This window comes from Streptomyces sp. AHU1, assembly GCF_045343905.1.
Taxonomy (GTDB): domain Bacteria; phylum Actinomycetota; class Actinomycetes; order Streptomycetales; family Streptomycetaceae; genus Streptomyces; species Streptomyces triticiradicis.
Genome location: NZ_CP174283.1, coordinates 1,895,324 through 1,920,246, shown reverse-complemented (window position 1 = coordinate 1,920,246; position 24,923 = coordinate 1,895,324). Strand labels below are relative to the sequence as shown.

The 24,923-nt window shown below is 71.6% G+C and carries 23 protein-coding genes; 21 read left to right on the top strand and 2 right to left on the bottom strand.

What is annotated here, in order from left to right:
• Nucleotides 1-172: 172 nt before the first annotated feature.
• From aroC to nusB, 7 genes are all read left to right on the top strand, one after another.
• The gene (gene aroC / locus ACICHK_RS08770; protein ID WP_406836467.1) at nucleotides 173-1,357 is read left to right on the top strand and encodes a chorismate synthase; all 1,185 of its coding nucleotides are present in this window, start codon (nucleotides 173-175) and stop codon (nucleotides 1,355-1,357) included.
• A 29-nt stretch (nucleotides 1,358-1,386) separates the two neighbouring features.
• Nucleotides 1,387-1,869, top strand: a complete 483-nt coding sequence (locus tag ACICHK_RS08765; protein ID WP_151468587.1) for a shikimate kinase — start codon at nucleotides 1,387-1,389, stop codon at nucleotides 1,867-1,869.
• Nucleotides 1,866-2,957, top strand: coding sequence for a 3-dehydroquinate synthase (gene aroB / locus ACICHK_RS08760; protein ID WP_151468472.1), 1,092 nt, complete (start codon nucleotides 1,866-1,868; stop codon nucleotides 2,955-2,957). Before ACICHK_RS08765 ends, aroB begins: the two co-directional genes overlap by 4 nt.
• A 192-nt stretch (nucleotides 2,958-3,149) precedes the next feature.
• The gene (locus ACICHK_RS08755; RefSeq protein WP_406836466.1) at nucleotides 3,150-4,043 is read left to right on the top strand and encodes a Pro-rich N-terminal domain-containing protein; all 894 of its coding nucleotides are present in this window, start codon (nucleotides 3,150-3,152) and stop codon (nucleotides 4,041-4,043) included.
• Nucleotides 4,044-4,136: 93 nt separating this feature from the next.
• Nucleotides 4,137-5,243, top strand: a complete 1,107-nt coding sequence (locus ACICHK_RS08750) for an aminopeptidase P family protein (RefSeq protein WP_406836465.1) — start codon at nucleotides 4,137-4,139, stop codon at nucleotides 5,241-5,243.
• Nucleotides 5,244-5,302: 59 nt separating this feature from the next.
• A complete protein-coding gene (gene efp / locus ACICHK_RS08745; RefSeq protein WP_151468475.1) occupies nucleotides 5,303-5,869 on the top strand; it encodes an elongation factor P in 567 nt (188 codons plus the stop codon).
• Nucleotides 5,870-5,871: 2 nt separating this feature from the next.
• Nucleotides 5,872-6,306 (top strand): transcription antitermination factor NusB, encoded by a 435-nt coding sequence (gene nusB, locus ACICHK_RS08740; RefSeq protein ID WP_406836464.1) that lies wholly within the window; start codon nucleotides 5,872-5,874, stop codon nucleotides 6,304-6,306.
• Nucleotides 6,307-6,521: 215 nt separating this feature from the next.
• Here nusB and bldD read toward each other — a convergent pair whose 3' ends face one another.
• Complete coding sequence (bldD, locus tag ACICHK_RS08735) at nucleotides 6,522-7,022, bottom strand: transcriptional regulator BldD (protein WP_037621142.1); 501 nt, start codon at nucleotides 7,020-7,022, stop codon at nucleotides 6,522-6,524.
• A gap of 244 nt (nucleotides 7,023-7,266) precedes the next feature.
• Here bldD and pyrR point away from each other — a divergent pair, with 244 nt between their 5' ends.
• The 14 genes from pyrR (at nucleotide 7,267) to ACICHK_RS08665 (ending at nucleotide 24,064) form a co-directional block, all read left to right on the top strand.
• Complete coding sequence (pyrR, locus tag ACICHK_RS08730; protein ID WP_103549726.1) at nucleotides 7,267-7,857, top strand: bifunctional pyr operon transcriptional regulator/uracil phosphoribosyltransferase PyrR; 591 nt, start codon at nucleotides 7,267-7,269, stop codon at nucleotides 7,855-7,857.
• Between the two features lie 82 nt (nucleotides 7,858-7,939).
• A complete protein-coding gene (locus tag ACICHK_RS08725) occupies nucleotides 7,940-8,920 on the top strand; it encodes an aspartate carbamoyltransferase catalytic subunit (RefSeq protein ID WP_406836463.1) in 981 nt (326 codons plus the stop codon).
• A gap of 4 nt (nucleotides 8,921-8,924) precedes the next feature.
• Nucleotides 8,925-10,211, top strand: coding sequence for a dihydroorotase (locus tag ACICHK_RS08720; protein ID WP_406836462.1), 1,287 nt, complete (start codon nucleotides 8,925-8,927; stop codon nucleotides 10,209-10,211).
• The gene (locus ACICHK_RS08715; RefSeq protein ID WP_406836461.1) at nucleotides 10,208-10,774 is read left to right on the top strand and encodes a hypothetical protein; all 567 of its coding nucleotides are present in this window, start codon (nucleotides 10,208-10,210) and stop codon (nucleotides 10,772-10,774) included. The genes ACICHK_RS08720 and ACICHK_RS08715 overlap by 4 nt, the downstream gene beginning before the upstream one ends.
• Nucleotides 10,771-11,928: a glutamine-hydrolyzing carbamoyl-phosphate synthase small subunit gene (gene carA / locus ACICHK_RS08710; RefSeq protein WP_406836460.1), complete on the top strand. Its 1,158-nt coding sequence runs from the start codon at nucleotides 10,771-10,773 to the stop codon at nucleotides 11,926-11,928. The genes ACICHK_RS08715 and carA overlap by 4 nt, the downstream gene beginning before the upstream one ends.
• A complete protein-coding gene (gene carB, locus ACICHK_RS08705; protein WP_406836459.1) occupies nucleotides 11,921-15,229 on the top strand; it encodes a carbamoyl-phosphate synthase large subunit in 3,309 nt (1,102 codons plus the stop codon). The genes carA and carB overlap by 8 nt, the downstream gene beginning before the upstream one ends.
• Before the next feature lie 97 nt (nucleotides 15,230-15,326).
• Entirely contained in the window at nucleotides 15,327-16,433 is a 1,107-nt protein-coding gene (locus ACICHK_RS08700; RefSeq protein ID WP_406836458.1) for a quinone-dependent dihydroorotate dehydrogenase, read from the top strand.
• On the top strand, nucleotides 16,430-17,272 hold the full coding sequence (gene pyrF / locus ACICHK_RS08695) for an orotidine-5'-phosphate decarboxylase (RefSeq protein ID WP_406836457.1): 843 nt from the start codon (nucleotides 16,430-16,432) through the stop codon (nucleotides 17,270-17,272). Before ACICHK_RS08700 ends, pyrF begins: the two co-directional genes overlap by 4 nt.
• Nucleotides 17,273-17,581: 309 nt before the next feature.
• Nucleotides 17,582-17,905, top strand: a complete 324-nt coding sequence (locus ACICHK_RS08690; protein ID WP_016638838.1) for an integration host factor — start codon at nucleotides 17,582-17,584, stop codon at nucleotides 17,903-17,905.
• 37 nt (nucleotides 17,906-17,942) lie between these two features.
• A complete protein-coding gene (gmk, locus tag ACICHK_RS08685) occupies nucleotides 17,943-18,536 on the top strand; it encodes a guanylate kinase (RefSeq protein ID WP_151468484.1) in 594 nt (197 codons plus the stop codon).
• Nucleotides 18,537-18,573: 37 nt separating this feature from the next.
• A complete protein-coding gene (gene rpoZ, locus ACICHK_RS08680; RefSeq protein WP_003982715.1) occupies nucleotides 18,574-18,846 on the top strand; it encodes a DNA-directed RNA polymerase subunit omega in 273 nt (90 codons plus the stop codon).
• Nucleotides 18,847-18,938: 92 nt separating this feature from the next.
• Nucleotides 18,939-20,141, top strand: coding sequence for a bifunctional phosphopantothenoylcysteine decarboxylase/phosphopantothenate--cysteine ligase CoaBC (gene coaBC / locus ACICHK_RS08675; RefSeq protein ID WP_406836456.1), 1,203 nt, complete (start codon nucleotides 18,939-18,941; stop codon nucleotides 20,139-20,141).
• Between the two features lie 237 nt (nucleotides 20,142-20,378).
• On the top strand, nucleotides 20,379-21,587 hold the full coding sequence (gene metK / locus ACICHK_RS08670) for a methionine adenosyltransferase (protein ID WP_151468486.1): 1,209 nt from the start codon (nucleotides 20,379-20,381) through the stop codon (nucleotides 21,585-21,587).
• A 320-nt stretch (nucleotides 21,588-21,907) separates the two neighbouring features.
• Nucleotides 21,908-24,064 (top strand): primosomal protein N', encoded by a 2,157-nt coding sequence (locus ACICHK_RS08665; RefSeq protein WP_406836455.1) that lies wholly within the window; start codon nucleotides 21,908-21,910, stop codon nucleotides 24,062-24,064.
• A gap of 203 nt (nucleotides 24,065-24,267) precedes the next feature.
• Here the strand turns inward: ACICHK_RS08665 and ACICHK_RS08660 are convergent, their stop codons facing one another.
• On the bottom strand, nucleotides 24,268-24,810 hold the full coding sequence (locus tag ACICHK_RS08660; protein ID WP_103549734.1) for a hypothetical protein: 543 nt from the start codon (nucleotides 24,808-24,810) through the stop codon (nucleotides 24,268-24,270).
• Nucleotides 24,811-24,923 lie beyond the last annotated feature (113 nt).

The window sequence follows — 24,923 nt, the reverse complement described above, 5'->3', positions numbered from 1 at the left end:
CCGCCGTCCGCCGCCGGCCGTCCCGCCTGATGGACCTGCGGCCTGTTCCCGCCCCCGAACGTGGGAGGATCGGACATGGCGGGCCAGGGCCGCGCACCCGGTCGCGCCGTCGCCGTACGCGAGGACACGTGTACGCAGCAGCAGTACCAGGGCGCGAGCATGAGGAGCACCGTTGAGCAGGTTGCGCTGGCTGACCGCGGGGGAGTCCCACGGTCCCGCACTTGTCGCGACGCTGGAGGGCCTTCCCGCCGGCGTGCCGATCACCACGGAGATGGTGGCGGACCACCTCGCCCGGCGGCGCCTGGGCTATGGACGCGGTGCCCGGATGAAGTTCGAGCGCGACGAGGTCACCTTCCTCGGCGGCGTCCGGCACGGCCTCACCCTCGGCTCCCCGGTCGCGGTCATGGTCGGCAACACCGAGTGGCCCAAGTGGGAACAGGTCATGGCGGCCGACCCGGTGGACCAGGAGATCCTCGACGGTCTCGCCCGCAACGCCCCGCTGACCCGCCCGCGACCCGGTCACGCCGACCTCGCGGGCATGCAGAAGTACGGCTTCGACGAGGCCCGGCCGATCCTGGAGCGCGCCTCCGCCCGCGAGACCGCGGCCCGCGTGGCGCTCGGCGCCGTCGCCCGGTCGTACCTGAAGGAGACGGCCGGGATCGAGATCGTCTCCCACGTCGTCGAGCTCTGCTCCGTGAAGGCCCCGGGAGGCGTGTACCCCACCCCCGCCGACGTCGATAAGCTCGACGCCGACCCGCTGCGCTGCCTCGACGCCGACGCCTCGAAGGCGATGGTCGCGGAGGTCGACCAGGCCCACAAGGACGGCGACACGCTCGGTGGCGTCGTCGAGGTGCTCGCGTACGGCGTTCCCGTGGGCCTCGGTTCGCACGTGCACTGGGACCGCAAGCTGGACGCCCGTCTCGCCGGCGCCCTGATGGGCATCCAGGCGATCAAGGGCGTCGAGATCGGCGACGGCTTCGAGCTGGCCAGGGTTCCCGGTTCCCAGGCCCACGACGAGATCGTCTCCACGCCCGAGGGCATCCGCCGCGTCTCCGGACGCGCCGGCGGCACCGAGGGCGGTCTGACCACCGGTGAGCTGCTGCGCGTCCGCGCCGCGATGAAGCCGATCGCCACCGTGCCGCGCGCGCTGGCCACCGTCGACGTCGCCACCGGCGAGGCCGCCAAGGCCCACCACCAGCGCTCCGACGTCTCCGCCGTCCCGGCCGCGGGCATCGTCGCCGAGGCCATGGTCGCCCTCGTCCTCGCGGACGCGGTGGCCGAGAAGTTCGGTGGCGACTCGGTCACCGAGACCCGCCGCAACGTCCGGTCCTACCTCGAGAACCTGGCCATCCGGTGACCGCCCCGCGGCTGGTCCTCGTCGGCCCGATGGGGGTCGGCAAGTCCACGGTGGGCGCGCTCGTCGCCGAGCGGCTCGGCTGCGCCTACCGGGACACGGACGACGACATCGTGGCCGCCGAGGGCCGCAGCATCGCCGACATCTTCGTCGACGAGGGCGAGCCCGCGTTCCGCGCGATCGAGAAGCGCGCGGTGCGCGAGGCGCTCGCCGGACACGACGGAGTACTGGCGCTGGGCGGCGGCTCGGTCCTCGACGCCGACACCCGCGCGCTGCTCGCGGGCCACCAGGTCGTCTACCTCTCCATGGACGTGGAGGAGGCGGTGCAGCGCACCGGCCTGAACGTCGCCCGGCCGCTGCTCGCCGTCAACCCCCGCAAGCAGTGGCGCGAGCTGATGGAGGCACGCCGCCACCTGTACACCGAGGTCGCCCGCGCGGTCGTGGCGACCGACGGACGCACCCCCGATGAGGTCGCCCAAGAGGTCCTCGACGCACTGGAGTTGAAGGAAGCATGAGCGAGGCAGTGACCCGTGTCCAGGTCGGCGGCAGCGCGGGCACCGACCCCTACGAGGTCCTGATCGGCCGTCAGCTCCTCGGTGAGCTGGGCGGGTTGATCGGCGACAGGGCCAAGCGCGTCGCCGTGATCCACCCCGAGGCGCTCGCCGACACCGGTGAGGCGCTCCGCGCCGACCTGGCGGAGCAGGGCTTCGAGGCCGTCGCCATCCAGGTGCCGAACGCCGAGGAGGCCAAGACCGCCGAGGTCGCGGCCTACTGCTGGAAGGCGCTGGGCCAGTCCGGCTTCACCCGCACCGACGTCGTCGTCGGCGTCGGCGGGGGCGCCACCACCGACCTCGCCGGTTTCGTGGCGGCGACCTGGCTGCGCGGGGTCCGCTGGATCGCCGTCCCCACCACCGTGCTCGCCATGGTCGACGCGGCGGTCGGCGGCAAGACCGGCATCAACACCGCCGAGGGCAAGAACCTCGTCGGCGCCTTCCACCCGCCCGCGGGCGTGCTGTGCGACCTGGCCGCGCTCGACTCGCTGCCGGTCCACGACTACGTCTCCGGGCTCGCGGAGATCATCAAGGCAGGCTTCATCGCCGACCCGGTGATCCTGGACCTCATCGAGTCCGACCCCGAGGCGGCCCGGACACCGGCCGGCCCGCACACCGCCGAGCTGATCGAGCGCTCCATCCGGGTCAAGGCCGAGGTCGTCTCCGGCGACCTCAAGGAGTCGGGGCTGCGCGAGATCCTCAACTACGGCCACACGCTCGCCCACGCCATCGAGAAGAACGAGCGCTACAAGTGGCGGCACGGCGCCGCCGTCTCCGTCGGCATGCACTTCGCCGCCGAACTCGGCCGCCTCGCGGGTCGGCTGGACGACGCGACCGCCGACCGGCACCGCACGATCCTGGAGTCCGTGGGTCTCCCGCTGAGCTACCGCTACGACCAGTGGCCGAAGCTCGTGGAGAACATGAAGGTCGACAAGAAGTCCCGCGGCGACCTGCTGCGCTTCATCGTCCTCGACGGACTGGCCAAGCCGACCGTCCTGGAGGGCCCGGACCCGGCCGTCCTGCTCGCCGCCTACGGTGAGGTCGGCGAGTAACCGGCGGCGCCCCGCGGGGCCCTATGCTCCGAAGCACACCTGCTCAGCCCGTTTTGCCTCTCCTTCCCGGGCACTTCGCACGGTCCCCGGCCGTTCACACAACGGCGGCCGGGGAAGGTACCGTTCAGTAGCGACGGGGCCCGCGTCCCGTCCGCCAGCGCTCATCGCCTGTACGAGACGGAGTGGCACCGGATGCAGCACGCAGTGGGGGCTCCGCTGCCGCCCCACCAGCCGGGGAGAGGGCCGGCCGTCGGCTGGTCGCCGGCCGGACAGTACCCGGGGCAGCAGGGTCCCGCGCCCGCTCCCGGCTTCGCCGGAGCGCCGGTGCCGCCCGGCGCCCCTCCCGCCCAGGCGCCGCAGCACCACCTGCCGCCGCACCAGATGCCCCCGCAGCCTCCGCAGCACCCGTCGGTGCAGCCGCCGCCGCACCTGCCCGTGCCGGACGCCACCGGCCATGTGCAGCTGCCCCCGGGCGTCTCGGTGGCCATGCCGAGCCCGACGCCCGCCACGGGCGCGCCCGACCCGGCGGCGACCACGCTCGCGGTCCTGCTCATCGGCCCCGCGGGCGCGGGGAAGACCAGCGTCGCCAGGTACTGGGCGGACCACCGCCGGGTGCCCACGGCCCACATCAGCCTCGACGACGTACGCGAATGGGTGCGCTCGGGCTTCGCCGACCCGCAGTCGGGATGGAACGACCATTCCGAGGCGCAGTATCGTCTCGCCCGCCGCACCTGCGGCTTCGCGGCCCGCAACTTCCTGGCCAACGGCATCTCGTGCATCCTCGACGACGCCGTCTTCCCGGACCGGCCGGTCGTCGGCCTCGGTGGCTGGAAGCGGCACGTGGGCCCCGGGCTGCTGCCGGTCGTGCTCCTGCCGGGCCTGGAAGTGGTCCTGGAGCGCAACGCGGAGCGCTCGGGCAACCGCAGGCTCAGCGACGAGGAGGTGGCGCGGATCCACGGCCGGATGGCCGGCTGGTACGGCTCCGGGCTCCCGATCATCGACAACTCCCAGCTCGACGTGGCGGCCACGGCCCATGTCCTGGACGAGGTCCTGACCCGCGCGATCGCCAGCCCGCCACAGTGGTGAGACCACCCGGTCCCCGGCACCGTTGAGACCCTCGGGCTACCCGTCCGGCCCTCTGGAACGGCGATATCCGGCCACCGCTCATAGGCTCGGTTCATGCCAGAGGTGTACGCGACCCGCAGAGAGCGGCTCCGGGAGCGCTGTACGGCGGGCGGCAGCGCTGCTGCGCTCGTCACCCGTCCCGCCAACGTGAGGTATCTCGCCGGAGCGGCGCCGCTCGGCGCGGTGCTCCTGCTCGGCAGCGAGGAGGACCTGCTGCTGTGCGACGGCCCTCCGTCCGGCGAAGCCGCGGAAGGGCGCCCCGACGAGGCGCTGGAGGTCCGGGTGCTGTCGCGCGCCGGCGGTGATCCGGCCGTCGCCGCCGCCGGTACGGCGGCCGATCAGGGTGCCGAGTCCCTCGCGGTCGAGGAACACCACCTGACCGTGACCCGGCACCGCGCCCTCGGCTCGGTCGCGCCACGGCTGCGCCTGGCCGACCTGGGCGGCGCGGTGGAACAACTGCGCGTGATCAAGGACGAGGAGGAGATCTCCGCGCTGCGGATCGGCGCCGAGATCGCCGACCAGGCGCTCGGCGAACTCCTCGAATCCATTCTCGTCGGCCGCACGGAACGCCATCTCGCCCTGGAACTGGAGCGCCGCCTGGTCGACCACGGCGCGGACGGACCGGCCTTCGCGACCTCGGTCGGCACCGGCCCCAACTCGGGACGGCGCGGTCACCGGCCCACCGACCGGCGTGTCGAGGAGGGCGACTTCCTCTCCGTCTGTCTCGGCGCGACCTACCGCGGCTACCGGTGCGAGATCGGCCGCACGTTCGTGATCGGCACCTCGCCCGCCGACTGGCAGATCGAGCTGTACGACCTCGTCTTCGCCGCCCAGCGCGCCGGACGGGAGGCGCTGGCACCCGGCACCGCCTACCGGGACGTGGACCGCGCGGCCCGCCAGGTACTGGATTCCGGGGGCCATGCCGAAGGCCTTCCGGCCCTGACGGGGCACGGTGTCGGACTCGAAATCGACGAGGACCCGCAGCTTGCCCCCGCGGCCATGGGTAAACTGGACGCTTGCGTGCCGGTCACCGTCGAACCGGGGGTCCACCTCCCGGGCCGGGGCGGTGTCAGGATCGATGACACGCTCGTCGTACGCCCTGAGGCGGACGGCGGACCCGAGCTACTCACCATCACGACCAAGGAACTGCTCGCGCTCTAGCCTCCGAGCTACGCGCGTGCGCCGGGGTCGTCCACGTCAGTCCAGGAGATTCCGCAACCGTGGCTTCCACGAACGACCTCAAGAACGGCCTGGTGCTCAAGCTCGACGGAGGCCAGCTCTGGTCCGTCGTCGAGTTCCAGCACGTCAAGCCCGGCAAGGGCCCGGCCTTCGTGCGCACCAAGCTGAAGAACGTGCTCTCCGGCAAGGTCGTCGACAAGACGTTCAACGCCGGCGTCAAGGTCGAGACGGCCACGATCGACAAGCGCGACATGCAGTTCTCGTACATGGACGGCGAGTACTTCGTCTTCATGGACATGGAGACGTACGACCAGCTGATGGTCGACCGCAAGGCCGTCGGCGACGCCGCCAACTTCCTGATCGAGGGCTTCACCGCGACGGTCGCCCAGCACGAGGGCGAGGTGCTCTTCGTCGAGCTGCCGGCCGCCGTCGAGCTGGTCGTCCAGGAGACCGAGCCGGGCGTCCAGGGCGACCGCTCCACCGGTGGCACCAAGCCCGCCACCCTGGAGACCGGTCACCAGATCCAGGTCCCGCTCTTCATCACCACCGGTGAGAAGATCAAGGTCGACACCCGCACCAGCGACTACCTCGGCCGGGTGAACAGCTAACCGTGGCTGCCCGCAACACGGCCCGCAAGCGCGCCTTCCAGATCCTCTTCGAGGGCGACCAGCGCGGCGCGGACGTCCTGACGGTCCTCGCGGACTGGATCCGGCACTCCCGGTCCGACACCCGGCAGCCGCCGGTCAGCGAATACACGATGGAGCTGGTCGAGGGCTACGCCGTCAAGGCGCGGCGGATCGACGAGCTCATCGCGCAGTACTCCGTCGGCTGGACGCTGGACAGGATGCCGGTCGTCGACCGCAACATCCTGCGCCTCGGTGCCTACGAGCTGATCTGGGTCGACGAGACCCCGGACGCCGTGGTGCTCGACGAGGCGGTGCAGCTGGCGAAGGAGTTCTCCACGGACGAGTCGCCCTCGTTCGTGAACGGCCTGCTGGGCCGGCTGAAGGACCTGAAGCCCTCGCTCCGCCGCGACGAGGACTGATTCGGCAGCCGTAGCCGTACGGCCCCGGGGGGCGTACGGAACGCCGGAGGGCCCACAGCGTGCACGCTGTGGGCCCTCCGGCGTTCCTGTACCCGTGAGCCTCCTCAGACCCGGGGAGCGGACTCTCCAGGCCCGCGGAAAGCCGCCGGGGTGGCCGGAACCATCAGGTTCCGGCCACCCCGGCGGCACGTTTCTGCTGAGCTGTCCCTAGGGAATCAGCCCTCGTCGTGGGCGACCGCGCGACGCGCGTCCGCGTCCAGGACGCCCCAGCTGATCAGCTGCTCGGTCAGGACCGAGGGGGACTGGTCGTAGATCACGGCGAGGGTGCGCAGGTCGTCCTGGCGGATCGACAGCACCTTGCCGTTGTAGTCGCCGCGCTGCGACTGGATCGTCGCGGCGTAGCGCTGCAGCGGGCCCGCCTTCTCGGCCGGCACGTGCGCGAGCCGCTCGAGGTCGAGGACCAGCTTCGGCGGCGGCTCGGCGGCCCCGCCCGGCGTGGTGCCCGGAAGCAGCTCCTGGACCGGGACCCCGTAGAAGTCCGCCAGCTCGGCAAGACGCTGTACGGTGACGGCGCGGTCGCCGCGCTCGTACGAACCGACCACGACCGCCTTCCAGCGGCCCTGCGACTTCTCCTCCACACCATGGAGGGAAAGGCCCTGCTGGGTGCGGATGGCGCGGAGCTTGGCCCCGAGCTGTTTGGCGTATTCGCTGGACATATAGCTCCCCGGACGCTGTATCAACGTGCGGCTCCGCCGCGCGGCTGGTGACTCACTGTGAGGTTACGCAGCGTTACTCTCCCCCGTCAAGCCGAAGGATTTTCGACCGCTCCCGGACGGGTGTCACCAAGGGTGGCTCAAACCGGTGTGATCAGCTGCGTTGCCGGGCTGGTACCGTTGATGGCGCAAATCCGACGTCCTTTAATGATCCGTCCCGTGAGGCGGAGAAGGAGGTCCGTTTCCCATGGACACCGAGCACGACAAGCAGCACGACGAAGCCGATGCGCGCGCCGTTCTGGAAGCGCCCGACATCGCGCGGGTGCTGACCCGCATCGCCCACGAGATCGTCGAACGTGCCAAGGGCGCCGACGACGTGGTGCTCCTCGGCATCCCGACCCGGGGTGTCTTCCTGGCCCGCAGGCTGGCCGACAAGCTCGAGGAGATCACCGACCGCAAGATCCCGGTCGGCTCCCTCGACATCACGATGTACCGCGACGACCTGCGCATGCACCCGCCGCGCGCGCTGGCCCGCACCGAGATCCCCGGTGACGGCATCGACGGCCGTCTCGTCGTCCTCGTCGACGACGTGCTCTTCTCCGGCCGCACCATCCGCGCCGCGCTCGACGCGCTGAACGACATCGGGCGCCCGCGCGCCGTGCAGCTCGCCGTCCTCGTCGACCGGGGCCACCGCGAACTGCCCATCCGCGCCGACTACGTCGGCAAGAACCTCCCCACGTCGTTGCGGGAGACGGTCAAGGTCCAGCTCGCCGAGGAGGACGGTCGCGACACCGTGCTGCTCGGTGCCAAGCGGACCTCCCCGGGCGCGCCCCAGTAGCACTCCGGCCCACGCCGCGACGTGCGCCCCCGCGCGCCCGCATGCCCGAATCCTCCCTGAACTTCCTTACGGAGCCTGACAGATGCAGCGTCATCTCATCTCGGCCGCCGACCTCACCCGCGACGACGCCGTCCTGATCCTCGACACCGCCGAGGAGATGGCCCGGGTCGCCGACCGGCCGATCAAGAAACTGCCGACCCTGCGCGGCCGCACGGTCGTCAACCTCTTCTTCGAGGACTCCACCCGCACCCGGATCTCCTTCGAGGCCGCCGAGAAGCGCCTGTCCGCGGACGTCATCAACTTCACCGCCAAGGGGTCGAGCGTCTCCAAGGGCGAGTCCCTCAAGGACACCGCCCAGACCCTGGAGGCCATGGGCGTCGACGCCGTCGTCATCCGGCACGGCGCCTCCGGAGCCCCCTACCGGCTCGCCACCTCCGGCTGGATCGACGCCGCCGTCATCAACGCGGGCGACGGCACCCACCAGCACCCCACGCAGGCCCTGCTCGACGCGTTCACCATGCGCCGCCGGCTCGTCGGCCGGGACGCCGGGATCGGCCAGGACCTGTCCGGCAAGCGCATCACGATCGTCGGCGACGTCCTGCACAGCCGCGTCGCCCGCTCGAACGTCGACCTGCTGCACACGCTCGGTGCCGAGGTCACCCTCGTCGCGCCGCCCACCCTGGTGCCGGTCGGCGTGGAGAACTGGCCCTGCGAGATCTCCTACGACCTCGACAGCACCCTGTCCAAGTCCGACGCCGTGATGATGCTGCGCGTCCAGCGCGAGCGGATGAACGCGGCGTTCTTCCCGACCGAGCGCGAGTACTCGCGTCGCTACGGGCTCGACGGCGACCGCATGGCGAAAATGCCGGAGCACGCCATCGTGATGCACCCCGGTCCGATGGTCCGCGGCATGGAGATCACCGCCGAGGTCGCCGACTCCGAGCGCTGCACGGTCGTCGAGCAGGTCGCCAACGGTGTCTCCATCCGCATGGCCGTCCTGTACCTGCTCCTGGGCGGCAACGAGCCCGCCGTCACCCACGCCCGCACCATCGAGGAGAAGTAAGACCATGAGCAAGATCCTTATCCGTGGTGCGAAGGTGCTCGGCGGCGAGCCGCAGGACGTCCTGATCGACGGCGAGGTCATCGAGGCGGTCGGCACCGGCCTGTCCGCCGAGGGCGCCGAGGTGATCGAGGCCGACGGCAAGGTGCTCCTGCCGGGTCTGGTCGACCTGCACACCCACCTGCGCGAGCCCGGCCGCGAGGACTCCGAGACCGTCCTGACCGGCACCCGCGCGGCGGCGAGCGGCGGCTTCACCGCCGTGTTCGCCATGGCCAACACCTTCCCGGTCGCCGACACCGCCGGCGTCGTCGAGCAGGTCTACCGGCTCGGCCGCGAGCACGGCTACTGCGACGTGCAGCCGATCGGCGCCGTCACCGTCGGCCTGGAGGGCAAGAAGCTCGCCGAGCTCGGCGCCATGCACGAGTCCGCCGCCGGCGTCACGGTCTTCTCCGACGACGGCAAGTGCGTCGACGACGCCGTGATCATGCGTCGCGCCCTGGAGTACGTGAAGGCCTTCGGCGGCGTCGTCGCCCAGCACGCCCAGGAGCCCCGCCTCACCGAGGGCGCCCAGATGAACGAGGGCGTCGTCTCCGCCGAACTCGGACTCGGCGGCTGGCCCGCGGTGGCCGAGGAGTCGATCATCGCCCGTGACGTCCTGCTCGCCGAGCACGTCGGCTCGCGCGTCCACATCTGCCACCTGTCGACCGCCGGCAGCGTCGAGATCGTCCGCTGGGCCAAGTCCCGCGGCATCGACGTCACCGCCGAGGTCACCCCGCACCACCTGCTCCTCACCGACGAACTGGTGCGGTCGTACAACCCGGTCTACAAGGTCAACCCGCCGCTGCGCACCGAGCGCGACGTGATGGCCCTGCGCGAGGCGCTCGCCGACGGCACGATCGACATCGTCGCCACCGACCACGCGCCGCACCCGCACGAGGACAAGGACTGCGAGTGGGCGGCCGCGGCGATGGGCATGGTCGGCCTGGAGACCGCGCTGTCCGTCGTCCAGCAGACGATGGTCGAGACCGGACTGCTCGACTGGGCCGGCGTCGCCGACCGCATGTCCGTCAAGCCCGCCGCGATCGGCCGGGCCACCGGCCACGGACGTCCCGTCTCGGCAGGTGAGCCCGCGAACCTCACGCTCGTCGACACGGCATACCGTGGGACCGTGGACCCCGCTGGCTTCGCCTCGCGCAGCCGTAACACCCCCTACGAGGGCCGTGAGCTGCCGGGCCGGGTCACCCACACCTGGCTGCGGGGCAAGGCCACCCTCGTCGACGGGAAGCTCGCGTGACACCTCTCCTCTCCATCGCCGCCGCCCAGAAGTCCGCGGAAGTGACCGACTGGTCCGCCCGGATCGGCTGGCTCGTCGGCCTCGCCCTCTTCGTCGCGCTCGTCTACTGGCTGATGCGCGAGGGCTGGAAGTGGCGCGGAACCCTCCAGGGCGACCTGCCCGCCCTTCCCACCGCGCCGGAAGACCCCGGTCCGGCGAGACTGAGCATGAGCGGCCGCTACCACGGCTCCACCACCGCCGGACAGTGGCTCGACCGCATCGTGGCGCACGGCCTGGGCACCCGCAGCCGGGCCGAGCTCACCCTGACGGACGCGGGTCTGGACGTCGTACGCCCCGGAGCGGACGACTTCTTCATCCCGGCCGCGCAGCTGCGCGGGGCCCGGCTCGACAAGGGCATCGCGGGCAAGGTCCTCACCGAGGGCGGACTCCTCGTCGTCACGTGGACGCACGGCGACCGCCTCCTCGACTCCGGATTCCGCTCGGACCGCGCGGCCGAGCACAACGAATGGGCCGACACCCTGAACAGCATGATCGACAAGACGGAAACGGAAGGCGCACGATGACGACCTCCACCCAGGGGAACGCCTCACAGAAGGAGAAGGCGCTTCCCGCCGTACTCGTCCTGGAGGACGGCCGGGTCTTCCACGGCCGTTCCTACGGGGCCGTGGGGGAGACCTTCGGCGAAGCGGTGTTCTCCACCGGCATGACCGGCTACCAGGAGACCCTCACCGACCCCTCCTACCACCGCCAGGTCGTCGTGATGACCGCCCCGCACGTCGGCAACACCGGCGTCAACGACGAGGACCCCGAGTCGAAGCGGATCTGGGTCTCCGGATACGTCGTCCGGGACCCCGCGCGCGTCTCCTCCAACTGGCGCTCGCGCCGCTCCCTCGACGAGGAACTGCGCAGCCAGGGCGTCGTCGGCATCAGCGGCATCGACACCCGCGCCCTCACCCGCCACCTGCGCGAGCGCGGCGCCATGCGCGTCGGCATCTTCTCCGGCAACGCGCTGCCCGACGCGGGCACGATGCTCGCCGAGGTGCGCCAGGCGCCCGAGATGAAGGGCGCGAACCTCGCCGCCGAGGTCGCCACCAAGGAGACCTACGTCGTCCCCGCGATCGGGACGAAGAAGTTCACCGTCGCCGCCGTCGACCTCGGCATCAAGGGCATGACCCCGCACCGGATGGCCGAACGCGGCATCGAGGTGCACGTGCTGCCCGCGACGGCCACCGCCGAGGACGTCTACGCCGTGAACCCGGACGGCGTCTTCTTCTCCAACGGCCCCGGCGACCCGGCGACCGCCGACGGTCCCGTCGCCCTCATGCAGGAAGTCCTCGCCCGCAGGACGCCCCTGTTCGGCATCTGCTTCGGCAACCAGATCCTCGGCCGCGCCCTCGGCTTCGGCACCTACAAGCTGAAGTACGGCCACCGCGGCATCAACCAGCCCGTGCAGGACCGTACGACCGGCAAGGTCGAGGTCACCGCGCACAACCACGGCTTCGCCGTCGACGCCCCGCTCGACGAGGTCTCCCAGACCCCCTACGGCCGCGCCGAGGTCTCCCACGTCTGCCTCAACGACAACGTGGTGGAGGGCCTCCGGCTGCTCGACCAGCCGGCCTTCAGCGTCCAGTACCACCCCGAAGCGGCGGCAGGACCGCACGACGCCGCCTACCTGTTCGACCGCTTCGTTTCCCTGATGGAGGGCCAGCGTGCCTAAGCGCACCGATATCCAGTCCGTCCTGGTCATCGGCTCCGGCCCGATCGTCATCGGCCAGGCCGCCGAGTTCGACTACTCCGGCACCCAGGCCTGCCGCGTCCTGCGCGCCGAGGGCCTGCGGGTCATCCTCGTCAACTCCAACCCGGCGACGATCATGACCGACCCGGAGATCGCCGACGCCACCTACGTCGAGCCGATCACCCCCGAGTTCGTCGAGAAGATCATCGCCAAGGAGCGCCCCGACGTCCTGCTGCCGACCCTCGGCGGCCAGACGGCCCTCAACACCGCGATCTCCATGCACGAGCAGGGCGTGCTGGCGAAGTACGGCGTCGAGCTCATCGGCGCCAACGTCGAGGCGATCAACAAGGGCGAGGACCGCGACCTCTTCAAGGGCGTCGTCGAGGCCGTGCGCGAGAAGATCGGCCACGGCGAGTCCGCCCGGTCCGTCATCTGCCACAGCATGGACGACGTCCTCAAGGGCGTCGAGACGCTCGGCGGCTACCCCGTCGTCGTCCGCCCCTCCTTCACCATGGGCGGCGCCGGCTCCGGCTTCGCACACGACGAGGAAGAGCTGCGCCGCATCGCCGGCCAGGGCCTCACGCTCTCCCCGACCACCGAGGTGCTCCTGGAGGAGTCCATCCTCGGCTGGAAGGAGTACGAGCTGGAGCTGATGCGCGACAAGAACGACAACGTCGTGGTCGTCTGCTCCATCGAGAACTTCGACCCCATGGGCGTCCACACCGGCGACTCCATCACCGTCGCCCCGGCCATGACGCTGACCGACCGCGAGTACCAGCGGCTGCGCGACATCGGCATCGCGATCATCCGCGAGGTCGGCGTCGACACCGGCGGCTGCAACATCCAGTTCGCGGTCAACCCCGACGACGGCCGCATCATCGTCATCGAGATGAACCCGCGCGTCTCGCGGTCCTCGGCCCTCGCCTCCAAGGCGACCGGCTTCCCCATCGCCAAGATCGCGGCCAAGCTCGCCGTCGGCTACACGCTCGACGAGATCCCCAACGACATCACCGAGAAGACCCCGGCCTCCTTCGAGCCGACCCTCGACTACGTCGTCGTCAAGGCCCCGCGCTTCGCCTTCGAGAAGTTCCCCTCCGCCGACTCCACCCTCACGACCACCATGAAGTCGGTCGGCGAGGCCATGGCGATCGGCCGCAACTTCACCGAGGCGCTGCAGAAGGCGCTGCGCTCGCTGGAGAAGAAGGGCAGCCAGTTCACCTTCGTGGGCGAGCCCGGTGACATGGCCGAGCTGCTGCGCGAGGCCGTGCGCCCCACCGACGGCCGCATCAACGCCGTCATGCAGGCCATCCGCGCGGGCGCCACGCCCGAGGAGGTCTTCGAGTCCACGAAGATCGACCCGTGGTTCGTCGACCAGCTCTTCCTGATCAAGGAGATCGCGGACGAGCTGGCCGCCGCCGACAAGCTCGGCCCCGAGCTGCTCGCCGACGCCAAGCGGCACGGCTTCTCCGACACCCAGATCGCCGAGATCCGCGGGCTGCGCGAGGACGTCGTCCGCGAGGTGCGGCACGCCCTGGGCGTGCGCCCGGTCTACAAGACGGTCGACACCTGCGCCGCCGAGTTCGCCGCGAGGACGCCGTACTTCTACTCCTCCTACGACGAGGAGACCGAGGTCGCGTCCCGCGAGAAGCCCGCGGTGATCATCCTGGGCTCCGGTCCGAACCGCATCGGCCAGGGCATCGAGTTCGACTACTCCTGCGTCCACGCCTCCTTCGCGCTCAGCGACGCGGGCTACGAGACCGTGATGGTCAACTGCAACCCCGAGACCGTCTCCACGGACTACGACACCTCCGACCGCCTGTACTTCGAGCCGCTGACGCTCGAGGACGTGCTGGAGATCGTCCACGCGGAGCAGCAGGCCGGACCGGTCGCCGGTGTCGTCGTCCAGCTCGGCGGCCAGACCCCGCTGGGCCTGTCGCAGGCGCTCAAGGACAACGGCGTGCCGATCGTGGGCACCTCGCCCGAGGCGATCCACGCCGCCGAGGACCGCGGCGCCTTCGGGCGCGTGCTGGCCGAGGCGGGCCTGCCCGCCCCCAAGCACGGCACCGCCACCACCTTCGCCGAGGCCAAGGCCATCGCCGACGAGATCGGCTACCCGGTCCTGGTCCGTCCCTCGTACGTCCTCGGCGGACGCGGCATGGAGATCGTCTACGACGAGACCCGGCTGTCCTCCTACATCGCCGAGTCGACCGAGATCAGCCCCTCCCGGCCGGTCCTGGTCGACCGCTTCCTCGACGACGCGATCGAGATCGACGTCGACGCGCTCTACGACGGCGAGGAGCTCTACCTCGGCGGCGTCATGGAGCACATCGAGGAGGCCGGCATCCACTCCGGCGACTCGGCCTGCGCCCTGCCCCCGATCACCCTCGGCGGGTTCGACATCAAGCGGCTGCGCGCCTCCACCGAGGCCATCGCCAAGGGTGTCGGTGTGCGTGGTCTGATCAACATCCAGTTCGCGATGGCCGGGGACATCCTGTACGTCCTGGAGGCCAACCCGCGCGCCTCGCGCACCGTCCCCTTCACCTCGAAGGCGACCGCGGTGCCGCTCGCGAAGGCCGCCGCCCGCATCTCGCTGGGCGCGACCGTCGCCGAGCTGCGCGCCGAGGGCCTGCTCCCGGCGAACGGCGACGGCGGCACCCTGCCGCTCGACGCGCCGATCTCCGTCAAGGAGGCCGTCATGCCGTGGTCGCGCTTCCGCGACATCCACGGACGCGGCGTCGACACGGTCCTCGGCCCGGAGATGCGCTCCACCGGCGAGGTCATGGGCATCGACTCGGTGTTCGGCACCGCCTACGCCAAGTCGCAGGCCGGCGCGTACGGCCCGCTGCCCACCAAGGGCCGCGCGTTCATCTCCGTCGCCAACCGCGACAAGCGCTCGATGATCTTCCCGGCGCGCGAGCTCGTCGCCCACGGCTTCGAGCTGATGGCCACCTCCGGCACGGCCGAGGTGCTCAAGCGCAACGGCATCCACGCCACGATCGTGCGCAAGCAGAGCGAGGGCGAGGGCCCGAACGGCGAGAAGACCATCGTCCAGCTCATCCACGACGGCGAGGTCGACCTCATCGTCAACACGCCGTACGGCACCGGAGGCCGCCTCGACGGCTACGAGATCCGCACGGCGGCCGTGGCCCGCTCGGTCCCGTGCCTGACGACGGTGCAGGCGCTCGCCGCCGCCGTCCAGGGCATCGACGCGCTCAACCACGGAGACGTGGGCGTGCGCTCGCTCCAGGAACACGCGGAGCATCTGACCGCGGCGCGCGACTAGCGGCCCCGAGGGGGACACCGGAAACGGTGTCCCCCTCTTCATGAGCCCCCCGCCCCTTCCAGAGGCGCCCTCACCGGGCACCTCAGAGGACACGATCATGTACAAGCTGTTCTTCGACCTCGTCTTCAAGCGGATGGACCCGGAGCAGGCCCACCACCTCGCCTTCCGCTGGATCCGGCTCGTCGCCCGCGTCCCCGTCCTGCGCACCTTCGTCGCCGCCGCGCTCGCGCCCCGGTACAAGGAGCTGCGCACCGAAGCGCTCGGCCTGCGCATGCACGGACCGTTCGGACTCGCGGCCGGCTTCGACAAGAACGCCGTGGCCATCGACGGCATGTCGATGCTCGGCTTCGACCACATCGAGATCGGCACGGTCACCGGCGAGCCGCAGCCCGGCAACCCCAAGAAGCGGCTCTTCCGCCTCGTGCCGGACCGCGCGCTGATCAACCGCATGGGCTTCAACAACGAGGGCTCCGCGGCCGTCTCCGAGCGGCTGGCGGCCCGTACGCCCGTCTTCAGGACCGTCGTGGGCGTCAACATCGGCAAGACCAAGGTCGTCCCCGAGGAGGAGGCCGTCGGCGACTACGTGAAGTCGACCGAGCGCCTCGCCCGGCACGCCGACTACCTCGTCGTGAACGTCTCGTCCCCGAACACCCCCGGACTGCGCAACCTGCAGGCCACCGAGGCGCTGCGCCCGCTGCTCAGCGCCGTCCGCGAGGCCGCCGACCGCTCCGTCACCGACCGGCGCGTCCCGCTCCTCGTCAAGATCGCCCCCGACCTCGCCGACGAGGACGTCGACGCGGTGGCCGACCTCGCCGTCGAGCTCGGCCTGGACGGGATCATCGCCACGAACACGACCATCGCGCGCGATGGGCTCGGGCTGACGTCCGACCCCGCCGTGGTGAAGGAGACCGGCGGCCTGTCCGGCGCGCCGCTCAAGGCGCGTTCCCTGGAGGTGCTGCGCCGCCTCTACGCGCGCGTGGGCGACCGGATCACCCTGGTGGGCGTCGGCGGCGTCGAGACCGCCGAGGACGCCTGGCAGCGCATCCTGGCCGGCGCCACGCTGGTCCAGGGCTACAGCGCCTTCATCTACGAGGGCCCCTTCTGGGGCCGTGCCATCCACAAGGGACTCGCCGCCCGTCTGCGGACGAGCCCGTACGCCACCCTCGCCGACGCGGTCGGCGCCGACGTGAGGAAGTCCGCATGAGCCTGGAACCCTTCGGCGCGCGCCTGCGCCGCGCCATGGACGAGCGCGGTCCCCTGTGCGTGGGCATCGACCCGCACGCGTCCCTGCTCGCCGACTGGGGGCTCGGCGACGACATCGCGGGCCTGGAGCGCTTCAGCCGCACGGTCGTCGAGGCGCTCGCCGAGCGCGTCGCCGTCCTCAAGCCCCAGAGCGCGTTCTTCGAGCGGTTCGGCTCGCGCGGGATCGCCGTCCTGGAGAAGTCCGTCGAACAGGCGCGGGCGGCCGGCGCGCTGGTCGTGATGGACGCCAAGCGCGGCGACATCGGCTCGACCATGGCCGCGTACGCCGAGACCTTCCTGCGCAAGGACGCGCCGCTCTTCTCGGACGCGCTGACGGTGTCGCCCTACCTGGGCTACGGCTCGCTCGGGCCCGCGGTGGAACTGGCGCGCGAGAGCGGGGCCGGGCTCTTCGTGCTGGCGCTCACCTCCAACCCGGAGGGCGGCGAGGTGCAGCACGCCGTCCGCGCGGACGGGCGGAACGTCGGAGCGACGATGCTCGGGCACCTGGCCGCCGAGAACGCGGACGAGAGGCCGCTCGGCTCCTTCGGCGCGGTCGTCGGCGCCACCCTGGGCGATCTCTCCTCCTACGACCTGGAGATCAACGGGCCGCTCCTCGCGCCCGGCATCGGCGCCCAGGGAGCGACCGCGGCCGATCTGGCGGGTGTCTTCGGGCCCGCCGTGCGCAACGTCGTCCCGAACGTCAGCCGGGGCGTGCTGCGCCACGGTCCCGACGTCACGGCCCTGCGCGAGTCGGCCGAGGGGTTCGCGGAGGAGATCAGGGCGGCCGTGGCGGCCGCCTGAGTACTCCGGACAGCCGTTCGAGGGCCCTCCGACGAGTGCCTTCCGGGCGCCCCGAGTCTGAATACATTCTCAAATCCGGGGAGGTATGTCGCAAATGCCGGGCTCCAGGGAGGCTGACCAGGACTTTTCCTCTGTTCTCGCTGACTCCGGCGCACTTGCCCGCTAGTCTCCGTCGAGTGGAGCACCTCCCGCGCTGTCAAGGCGGCAGGGGGGAACGGGCGAGCGTGTTGCCCAAGGCTCCCGGGTGTGGGGCCACCAGGTTCCTCACCGGTCCGTATCCGACAGTTCGACATCCGAGGTGACGTAGGCGTGGCTCTTCCGCCCCTTACCCCTGAACAGCGCGCAGCCGCGCTCGAAAAGGCCGCCGCGGCTCGCCGGGAGCGGGCCGAGGTCAAGAATCGACTCAAGCACTCCGGCGCCTCTCTTCACGAGGTCATCAAGCAGGGCCAGGAGAACGACGTCATCGGCAAGATGAAGGTCTCCGCTCTCCTGGAGTCCCTGCCGGGCGTGGGCAAGGTCCGCGCCAAGCAGATCATGGAGCGGCTCGGGATCTCCGAGAGCCGTCGCGTGCGCGGTCTCGGCTCGAACCAGATCGCCTCTTTGGAGCGCGAGTTCGGCGGTTCCGGCGCCTGAGTCCTGGACACACCGGGATTGCTGGAATAATCGCTGCATGGCTGCAACACCCCGGGGGACGTCCCCCGTACCCCCGGACGTACGTCCGCGGCTGACCGTGCTCTCCGGCCCCTCAGGGGTCGGCAAGAGCACGGTCGTCGCGCATATGCGCAAGGCGCATCCCGAGCTCTGGCTCTCGGTGTCGGCGACGACCCGCAAGCCGCGCCCCGGCGAGAAGCACGGAGTCCACTACTTCTTCGTCTCCGACGACGAGATGGACAAGCTCATCGCCAACGGCGAGCTCCTGGAGTGGGCCGAGTTCGCCGGCAACCGCTACGGCACTCCGCGTGCCGCGGTCACGGAGCACCTGGAGTCGGGCAAGCCGGTCCTCCTGGAGATCGACCTCCAGGGAGCCCGTCAGGTCCGCGAGTCCATGTCGGACGCGCTCCTCGTGTTCCTGGCCCCGCCCTCCTGGGAGGAGCTGGTGCGCAGGCTCACCGGACGGGGCACCGAACCGCCCGAGGTGATCGAACGCCGCCTGGAGGCGGCCAAGGTCGAACTCGCCGCCGAGCCGGAGTTCGACACCACCCTTGTCAACACCTCCGTCGAGGACGTGGCGCGCGAGCTGCTAGCCTTGGTGGAAGTTGTTTGATCTTTCAGGTCATTTTCCACCTTTCGGAAGGCAGAGCGTGTCCTCTTCCATCACTGCTCCCGAGGGCATCATCAACCCTCCGATCGATGAGCTCCTCGAGGCCACCGACTCGAAGTACAGCCTGGTGATCTACGCGGCCAAGCGTGCCCGCCAGATCAACGCGTACTACTCGCAGCTCGGCGAGGGCCTCCTCGAGTACGTCGGTCCGCTCGTCGACACCCACGTCCACGAGAAGCCGCTGTCGATCGCCCTGCGCGAGATCAACGCGGGTCTGCTGACCTCCGAGGCCGTCGAGGGCCCCGCTCAGTAGTCGTATCAAAAGCTCATCCCAGGCCCGGCGGCGCGACTGCCGGGCCTGTGGTGTGTCATGGAGTCGTACGTTTCCGAGCCCGGGGAGAGACGGTGGACAAGCCGAAGGTCGTTCTGGGGGTCAGCGGTGGCATCGCCGCGTACAAGGCCTGTGAGCTGCTGCGACGACTGACCGAGTCGGGCCACGACGTGCGTGTCGTGCCCACGGCCTCCGCGCTGGAGTTCGTCGGGGCCGCCACCTGGTCCGCGCTCTCGGGCCACCCCGTCTCCACCGAGGTCTGGTCGGACGTCCACGAGGTCCCGCACGTGCGCATCGGACAGCACGCCGACCTCGTGGTGGTCGCCCCCGCGACGGCCGACATGCTCGCCAAGGCCGCCCACGGGCTGGCCGACGACCTCCTCACCAACACCCTGCTCACCGCCCGCTGTCCGGTCGTCTTCGCGCCCGCCATGCACACCGAGATGTGGGAGCACCCGGCGACCCAGGAGAACGTGGCGACCCTGCGGCGCCGCGGCGCCGTGGTCGTCGAACCCGCCGTGGGACGCCTGACCGGCGTCGACACCGGCAAGGGGCGGCTGCCCGACCCGGGGGAGATCTTCGAGATCTGCCGTCGCGTCCTCGCCCGCGGGGTCGGCGAGCCGGATCTCGCCGGACGGCACGTCGTCGTCAGCGCCGGCGGCACCCGTGAGCCCCTCGACCCGGTCCGCTTCCTCGGCAACCGTTCCTCCGGCAAGCAGGGGTACGCCCTCGCCCGCACCGCCGCCGCGCGCGGCGCCCGGGTCACGCTGATCGCGGCGAACACGGGTCTGGCGGACCCGGCCGGGGTCGACGTGGTCCAGGTCGGCACCGCCGTGCAGATGCGGGAGGCCGTGCTGAAGGCGGCCCAGGACGCCGACGCGGTGGTGATGGCGGCCGCGGTGGCGGACTTCCGCCCCCAGGCATACGCTGCCGGAAAGATCAAGAAGAAGGACGGCCAGGAACCGGAGCCGATCGTTCTCGTCCGTAATCCGGACATCCTCGCGGAGATCTCCGGTGACCGCGCGCGCCCCGGCCAGGTCGTGGTGGGATTCGCCGCCGAGACCGACGACGTCCTGTCGAACGGACGGACGAAGCTGGAACGCAAGGGCTGCGACCTCCTCGTGGTGAACGAGGTGGGCGAGCGCAAGACCTTCGGTTCCGAGGAGAACGAGGCGGTGGTGCTCGGAGCCGACGGGAGCGAGACCCCGGTGCCGCACGGACCCAAGGAAGCGCTGGCCGAGACCGTGTGGGACCTGGTGACGCACCGACTGGGGTGAACCCTCACCCATCACACCCGTCACCACAAAGCCCGCAAAATCGGGCGTGGCGACCCTGGCGGAGACCCGTGGCGATGGCGGAGAATGCCCGTGCCGCAGGTCACAGGCCTTCCGAGAGGCGAGACAGGGGTCCCGCGGCCGAGTGCGACCGATAAACTGTTCTCGGACGACGCCGGGCGCAGCCCCCGGCCGTCCACCAATGATCAGCCAGCAGCCGCTGCAACCACAGGGAGCGTTGTGTCCCGTCGCCTGTTCACCTCGGAGTCCGTGACCGAGGGTCACCCCGACAAGATCGCTGACCAGATCAGCGACACCATTCTCGATGCCCTCCTGCGCGAGGACCCGACGTCCCGGGTCGCCGTGGAGACGCTCATCACCACCGGCCTGGTGCACGTGGCCGGAGAGGTCACGACCAAGGCGTACGCGCCGATCGCCCAGCTCGTCCGCGACAAGATCCTGGAGATCGGCTACGACTCGTCGAAGAAGGGCTTCGACGGAGCCTCCTGCGGTGTGTCGGTGTCGATCGGCTCCCAGTCCCCGGACATCGCGCAGGGCGTCGACACGGCGTACGAGTCCCGTGTCGAGGGCGACGAGGACGAGCTGGACAGGCAGGGCGCGGGCGACCAGGGCCTGATGTTCGGGTACGCGACGGACGAGACCCCGAACCTGATGCCGCTCCCGATCCACCTCGCGCACAAGCTCTCGCGCCGGCTGTCCGACGTCCGCAAGAACGGGACCATCCCCTACCTGCGCCCCGACGGCAAGACCCAGGTCACCATCGAGTACGACGGCGACAAGGCGGTCCGCCTGGACACCGTCGTCGTCTCCTCGCAGCACGCCTCGGACATCGACCTGGAGTCCCTGCTCGCCCCCGACATCCGCGAGTTCGTGGTGGAGCCGGAGCTCAAGGCCCTCCTCGACGACGGCATCAAGCTGGAGACCGAGGGCTACCGCCTGCTGGTGAACCCGACCGGCCGCTTCGAGATCGGCGGCCCGATGGGCGACGCCGGCCTGACCGGCCGCAAGATCATCATCGACACGTACGGCGGCATGGCCCGCCACGGCGGCGGCGCCTTCTCCGGCAAGGACCCGTCCAAGGTCGACCGCTCCGCCGCCTACGCGATGCGCTGGGTCGCCAAGAACGTCGTCGCCGCGGGCCTCGCCTCGCGCTGCGAGGTCCAGGTCGCCTACGCGATCGGCAAGGCCGAGCCCGTCGGTCTGTTCGTGGAGACCTTCGGTACCGCCAAGGTCGAGGCCGAGAAGATCGAGACCGCCATCACGGACGTCTTCGACCTCCGTCCGGCCGCCATCATCCGCGACCTGGACCTGCTCCGCCCGATCTACTCCCAGACCGCCGCCTACGGCCACTTCGGCCGCGAGCTGCCCGACTTCACGTGGGAGCGGACGGACCGGGTGGACGCGCTGCGCAAGGCCGCCGGCCTGTAGTCCGCGAAGGCTTCGTCGAGCCGTGAGGCCCGGCACCCCTCGGGGTGCCGGGCCTCACGGCTGCCCGGAGGACGGTGGCCGGGTCCCGCGGCGACCGGGGCCGGGGTCCCTCGCGGAAAAGCGGTGGCCCGTCCGGACCGGAGTTCGTACGCTGATGATCTCCCGGTGCGATGGCCGCGGTTACTTCGGTGGAGTACGCCCACGGCGTGCGGTGAATCTGGAACACGTACCGCTGCCGCCCTGACCTCGGGAGAACCGACGCCGCTCGGCCCGGTCGCGAGCGGGCGGCGCTGTCGGTGCGGTCTGGTAGGAATACTGCTGTGAGCAGCGCGAACGGGCGATCCGACGACAGCGCGGGCGGCGCGGAGGGCGCACCGCCCGAGCAACTCGCGCTGATCCGGGAGGCCGTGCGGCAGGCCAAGGAGCCGAAGGCGAAGCCGCGTACCTGGCGGGGCGCCCCGCTGGCCAGGGAACTGCCCGTCGCGCGGGTGCTCGTCGACAAGGGCGTGCTGCACCTCGACCGCTACTTCGACTATGCCGTGCCCGAGGACCTCGACGAGGCCGCGAGGCCGGGCGTCCGGGTGCGGGTCCGGTTCGGCGCCGGCGGACGCAATGTGCGCCAGGGACGGCGCGAGGGCGGCGGCCTCATCGACGGGTACCTGATCGAGCGGGTCGCCGAGTCCGACTACTCCGGGCCGCTGGCCGCCCTCGCCCAGGTCGTCTCGCCCGAACCCGTCCTCGACCCCCAACTGCTGGGGCTCGCCCGCGCCGTCGCCGACCGGTACGCGGGATCGCTCGCTGACGTGCTGCAACTGGCCGTGCCGCCCCGGCACGCGCGCGCCGAGGCGCGGGAGTCGCCGGCGCCCCCGCCCCCGCCAGGCGTACCGGATCCCGGGACCTGGCGGCGGTACGCAAGAGGGACGGACTTCCTCATCTCGCTCGCCTCCGGCGGCGCCCCGCGCGCCGTGTGGACCGCGCTGCCCGGTCCCGAGTGGGCCGAGGAGATCGCCCGCGCGGTGCGGGCGACGCTCGCCTCCGGACGCGGCGCGCTCGTCGTCGTACCGGCGGGCCGGCCCGCCGCCCGCGTGGACGCGGCCCTCAAGGCCCAGTTGGGGGAGGGTCAGCACGCCGTGCTGACCGCCGACGCAGGACCGGAGCGGCGCTACCGCGACTGGCTCGCCGTACGACGGGGGTCCGTACGGGCGGTGGTCGGCACCCGTGCCGCGATGTTCGCGCCGGTGCGGAACCTGGGTCTCGTCGTCGTCTGGGACGACGGCGACGACGGACACAGCGACGACAACGCTCCCTTCCCGCACGTCCGGGAAGTGCTGGAGCTGCGGGCCTCGCGCGACAAGTGCGGCTTCCTGCTCGGCGGTTGGACGTGCACGGTCGAGGCGGCGCAGCTGGTCGAGAGCGGCTGGGCGCTGCCGCTGGCCGCCGACCGGGAACAGGTGCGCGCCGCCGCGCCGCTCGTGCGGACCGTCTCGGACGGCGATCTCGCGCGGGACGAGGCCGCCAGGGCCGCCCGGCTGCCGACGCTCGCCTGGCAGGTCGTCAGGGAGGGGCTGAAGCAGGGGCCCGTGCTGGTCCAGGTGCCCCGGCGGGGGTACGTGCCCAGGATGGCGTGTGCGCGGTGCCGGGAGCCCGCGCGGTGCCGGCACTGCGCGGGGCCGCTGGAGGCGCAGGACGCCCAGGCGCTGCGCTGCGGGTGGTGCGGGCGCGACGAGAGTTCCTGGCACTGCCAGGAGTGCGGCGGGTTCCGGCTGCGGGCGCAGGTCGTCGGCGCCCGGCGGACCGCCGAGGAGCTGGGGCGGGCGTTCCCGGCCGTGCCCGTGCGCACGTCGGGGAGGGAGCAGGTGCTGGACACGGTGCCCGCGACGCCCGCCCTGGTGGTCAGCACGCCGGGGGCCGAGCCCGTCGCCGACGGCGGGTACGCGGCGGCCCTGCTGCTGGACGGCTGGGCCATGCTCGGGCGGCCCGATCTGCGGGCCGGTGAGGACGCGTTGCGCCGGTGGACGGGTGCCGCCGCGCTGGTCCGCCCGCAGGGGGCGGGAGGCACGGTCGTGGTCGTGGCCGAGCCGGCCCTGCGGCCCGTGCAGGCGCTCGTGCGGTGGGATCCGGTCGGGCACGCGGTGCGTGAACTCGCCGAGCGGGCCGAGCTGGCGTTCCCGCCCGTCTCGCGGATGGCGGCGGTGTCCGGGACGCCGGAGGCGCTCGCCGGTTTCCTGGCGGCGGTCGAACTCCCGGGCGATGCCGAGGTGTTGGGTCCCGTACCGCTGCCGGCCGGTGAGGCGGGGCGGTCCCGGCGGCCCGGTGGGCCGCCTTCCGGGGAGGCCGGGGAGCGGGTGCTCGTCCGGGTGCCCCCGGGAAGTGGCGCGGCCCTGGCGGCCGCGCTGAAGGGCGCGCAGGCGGCACGCATGGCGCGCGGGGGCGGTGAGTCCGTGCGCATCCGGATCGATCCGCCCGACATCGGGTGAGACCCGGTGAGGGCGCGTGGGGCGCGGAGTACCGGGGGCGCGGGGCGCGGAGCACGTGATGCACGGGTGCCGCCGCGGCCGACGGGTGCCTGCCGGCCGTGCCTTCGACGGCCGGCAGGGGCAGGGCGCGGATGCCGTACGCGCGGGGGACCGCCCCCCGGGGTCAGGGCGCCGGGAGGCGATGGTCGTCCCAGGACGTCGGGTCAGCCGTTGCGCGGGCCGGGGAAGGCCGTGGGCCTGACCTCGTCACGGAGCGTCGGGCTGCCGGCCGTCGGCTGGGTCGGCATGGAATGGGCGGCGGGGACCGTCGGCACCGGCGGAAGGGCGGCGTTGACGGAGACCGTGCGCGTGTCGGCCGCCTCCGTCGCGCGCTCCGCCTCGGCGGCCGCCTGGGCCGCGGCGCGACGGGCGCCGTAACGCCGGTGCACCGCCTGCTTGGTGACCCCGAGGGCCGAGCCCACCGCGTCCCACGAGAAGCCGAGCGACCGGTCGAAGTCCACGGCGGCGGTGACCAGCGTCTCGACGCTGTCCCGCAGCTCCTGGGCCAGCCGGACGGTCGGGGCGGGAGCGCGTCCGTAGACGACGAAGCCCGTGGAGGGGCCGGCACGGCGCGGGCGGTAGACGTTGCCCAACTGGGCGGTGAGCGTGCGCAGTGCGTCCACCTGCCGACGGACCCGCTCGATGTCGCGCACCAGCAAGTGCAGGCTGGCCCGAGCCTGGGCGTCGTGGGTTGCATGGTCGGCCATGAACAAGCCTCTCGAACCGGCGTTGAAAGGGATCGGGCCGCTCGTGCACAGCCCGCTGTGGTCAACTCTTTCTTGACCAACGCGTGGACGGGTGAGTGGTCACGGGTGCAAGG

Bases quoted from the DNA above. Each gene is read 5' to 3' on its own strand.
- gmk (WP_151468484.1), top strand. From the start codon at position 17,943: ATGGCTGCAACACCCCGGGGGACGTCCCCCGTACCCCCGGACGTACGT.
- ACICHK_RS08755 (WP_406836466.1), top strand. From the start codon at position 3,150: ATGCAGCACGCAGTGGGGGCTCCGCTGCCGCCCCACCAGCCGGGGAGA.
- ACICHK_RS08765 (WP_151468587.1), top strand. From the start codon at position 1,387: ATGGGGGTCGGCAAGTCCACGGTGGGCGCGCTCGTCGCCGAGCGGCTC.
- aroB (WP_151468472.1), top strand. From the start codon at position 1,866: ATGAGCGAGGCAGTGACCCGTGTCCAGGTCGGCGGCAGCGCGGGCACC.
- ACICHK_RS08660 (WP_103549734.1), bottom strand. From the start codon at position 24,810: ATGGCCGACCATGCAACCCACGACGCCCAGGCTCGGGCCAGCCTGCAC.
- bldD (WP_037621142.1), bottom strand. From the start codon at position 7,022: ATGTCCAGCGAATACGCCAAACAGCTCGGGGCCAAGCTCCGCGCCATC.
- ACICHK_RS08725 (WP_406836463.1), top strand. From the start codon at position 7,940: ATGCAGCGTCATCTCATCTCGGCCGCCGACCTCACCCGCGACGACGCC.
- ACICHK_RS08700 (WP_406836458.1), top strand. From the start codon at position 15,327: ATGTACAAGCTGTTCTTCGACCTCGTCTTCAAGCGGATGGACCCGGAG.
- ACICHK_RS08720 (WP_406836462.1), top strand. From the start codon at position 8,925: ATGAGCAAGATCCTTATCCGTGGTGCGAAGGTGCTCGGCGGCGAGCCG.
- pyrF (WP_406836457.1), top strand. From the start codon at position 16,430: ATGAGCCTGGAACCCTTCGGCGCGCGCCTGCGCCGCGCCATGGACGAG.
- pyrR (WP_103549726.1), top strand. From the start codon at position 7,267: ATGGACACCGAGCACGACAAGCAGCACGACGAAGCCGATGCGCGCGCC.
- ACICHK_RS08750 (WP_406836465.1), top strand. From the start codon at position 4,137: ATGCCAGAGGTGTACGCGACCCGCAGAGAGCGGCTCCGGGAGCGCTGT.
- carA (WP_406836460.1), top strand. From the start codon at position 10,771: ATGACGACCTCCACCCAGGGGAACGCCTCACAGAAGGAGAAGGCGCTT.